This window comes from Streptomyces milbemycinicus, from assembly GCF_002154605.1.
GTDB lineage: Bacteria > Actinomycetota > Actinomycetes > Streptomycetales > Streptomycetaceae > Streptomyces > Streptomyces milbemycinicus.
On the sequence record NZ_MUNE01001181.1, the window covers coordinates 1 to 2,321 of the forward strand.

4 protein-coding genes are annotated in these 2,321 nt (G+C 73.7%); 1 reads left to right on the forward strand and 3 read right to left on the reverse strand.

Annotation, left to right across the window (positions count from 1 at the left end; all coding sequences use genetic code 11):
* Positions 1-173 precede the first annotated feature (173 nt).
* Positions 174-482, reverse strand: a complete 309-nt coding sequence (locus tag CCN51_RS51920) for an AzlD domain-containing protein (protein WP_014177286.1) — start codon at positions 480-482, stop codon at positions 174-176.
* Positions 479-1,321: an AzlC family ABC transporter permease gene (locus CCN51_RS59515; protein ID WP_211303359.1), complete on the reverse strand. Its 843-nt coding sequence runs from the start codon at positions 1,319-1,321 to the stop codon at positions 479-481. The genes CCN51_RS51920 and CCN51_RS59515 overlap by 4 nt, the downstream gene beginning before the upstream one ends.
* A gap of 46 nt (positions 1,322-1,367) precedes the next feature.
* Here CCN51_RS59515 and CCN51_RS51930 point away from each other — a divergent pair, with 46 nt between their 5' ends.
* Positions 1,368-1,949, forward strand: a complete 582-nt coding sequence (locus CCN51_RS51930; RefSeq protein ID WP_014177288.1) for a helix-turn-helix domain-containing protein — start codon at positions 1,368-1,370, stop codon at positions 1,947-1,949.
* A 22-nt stretch (positions 1,950-1,971) separates the two neighbouring features.
* On the opposite strand, the gene CCN51_RS55595 is transcribed toward CCN51_RS51930, so the two are convergent.
* Positions 1,972-2,321: SecDF P1 head subdomain-containing protein (locus CCN51_RS55595; protein ID WP_425444818.1), on the reverse strand; the 350-nt coding region annotated here is incomplete at its 5' end.

Sequence of the window (2,321 nt, forward strand, 5' to 3'; positions counted from 1 at the left end):
TGGCAGACCTGCGACGGCTGCGAACGCCCCCTCCGCGCGGCGGAGCCCACCCGCTGCCGCGACTGCAGGCACGGGGAGGACGTTCCGGCATCCGCCACCTCTGCCGAGAAGCTGCCTGTGGCCTGCTGAGCAGCGACTTCACGGCCGCGACGGGCTAACCCCCTCGTCCCGCCTCAGTCCACCCCGAGCCACCGAAGCGCCCCGGTGGTCGCCGCTGCCGCCACCACCGCGGCGAGGAACGGCGCCCGCCGGGCCGCCAGCGCCCCGCCCACCAGCACCCCGGCGGGCCGGGCCCAGCCGGCGAAGGCGTGGTCGGCGGTGAGGGACGAGGTGGCGACCAGCGCGCACAGGAGCACGGTCGTGGATGCGGAGAGCAGCTGCCGGGCCCGGTCGCCCAGCTCGATCCGGTCCGAGAGCAGCGGGCCGGACAGCCGGAGCCCGAAGGTGCCGACGGCCAGCAGCAGAACGGCCAGCGGAGTCATGCGTTGCCCTCCGCCCCTGCCGCGCCGTGGGACCCGTCAGTGTCATGCGTCCCGCCCGGTCCACGGGCCCCGCCGGTGTCATGGGACCCGCCGGTGCCATGGGGCCCGCCGGTGTCATGGGACCCGCCGGTGCCATGGGGCCCGCCTGCGCCACGGGACCCGCCGGTGCCACCGCCCGCCGCAGCCGCCGCCACCCCCACCAGGGCCACCAGCACGGGCAGCCCGCCGGGCAGAAACGGCGTACAGCCCAGCGCGATCGCGGCGCCGAGCAGCGCCGCCCGGCGGGTGCGGGGCTCGCGCAGGGCTGGGAGCACCAGGGCCAGCAGCACCATCGGCTCGGCAGCGTCCAGGCCCAGCGCGCCCGGATCGCCCATGGCGCGTCCGGCCACCACGCCCAGCAGGGTGCCGAGGTTCCACATCACGTACAGCAGCGCGCCGCAGACGAAGAACGCGGCTCTGCGCCGCGCCGGTTCGCGCTGCGCCAGGGCGAACGCCGCCGACTGGTCGACCAGCGCATGGCTGCCCAGCAGCCGGGCGGGCCACCGTACGCCGCCCAGCACATCGGCGACGGCCAGGCCGAACAGCGGCAGCCGGGCGTTGAGTACGAGCCCGGCGGCCACGGCGGCGGCCGTCCCGCCGCCGCCGAGAGTGATGTCCAGCGCGGCGAGCTGCGCCCCGGCGGCGAACACCGTCAGCGACATGGTGAGCGGCACCCAGGCCGGTTCGCCACGGGAGATTGCGATCGCCCCGAAGGACACGCCCACGACGCCGATGGCCAGGCCCACCATCGCGATATCGCGCAGCAGTGGGGGATCAAGTGTTTTCCATAGCGAACGCATGGCCGATATGGTGAACAAAGCATCCGTCGTTCGTCAAGGAGAACACGTGGACCGACAGAGCGAACGAACCCAGCCGACGCCCCGCCCCCCGTTGGGACGGATCGCCGCATCGATCCGCAAAGAGCGCGGCCGCGCCGGGCTGTCCCTGTCCGAGCTGGCCAAACGCGCCGGAATCGCCAAGTCCACGCTGTCCCAGCTGGAGTCGGGCGCGGGCAACCCCAGCGTGGAAACGCTCTGGGCGATCAGCGTCACCCTCGACGTGCCGTTCAGCAGGCTGGTCGACCCGCCCCGCCCCCCGGTGACCGTGCTGCGCCACGGCGAGGGCATCGCCGTGCCGTCCGAGCGCTCGAACTACGTGGCCACCCTGCTGGCCTCCAGCCCGCCGAACGCCCGCCGGGACATCTACCTCGTACATGTGGAGCCTGGCCCGCCGCGCGAATCCGATCCGCATCAGCCGGGCACCGTGGAACACGCGGTCGTAAGCGCCGGGCGCGTGCTCATCGGCCCCAGCGAGGAGCCGGTCGAGCTGGGGCCGGGCGACTACATCGCGTATCCCGGCGACGCCCCGCATATCTGCCAGGCCCTCGAACCCGGCACCGCCCTGACCCTGACCATGGAGCACAACTGAGCCCACGGAGGGGGCTTGGCGCTCAGCCGCCGCCGAGGTCCCGCGCCAACTGCTCCGCCTCGTCCCGATCGAACGACCCGGTGATCTGGACCTTGCCCCCGGGAATGGCGGACGCGACGGTCGGGGCGGACAGCAGCTTGTCGCCGCGCACCATCGCCAGCCGGTTCCGCGGGGGCTGCTCCTTGGCAAGCTTGCCCGTCAACTCGCCGAAGCGCGCGGCGTCCGCGCCGGCGAGGTCGATGGTCACGATGAAGCCATTGGCGTACTGCGTATCGAAAGTCGCCTTCGCCGACTCGGTCCGGCGCACGGACATCCCGCCGTCCGGATCGACGTAAAGGCACGACTGCCCGGCCTCGGTCGCCCCGCCCGACG

Coding starts and splice junctions, on each gene's coding strand:
- CCN51_RS59515 (WP_211303359.1), bottom strand. CDS start 1,321: ATGCGTTCGCTATGGAAAACACTTGATCCCCCACTGCTGCGCGATATC.
- CCN51_RS51920 (WP_014177286.1), bottom strand. CDS start 482: ATGACTCCGCTGGCCGTTCTGCTGCTGGCCGTCGGCACCTTCGGGCTC.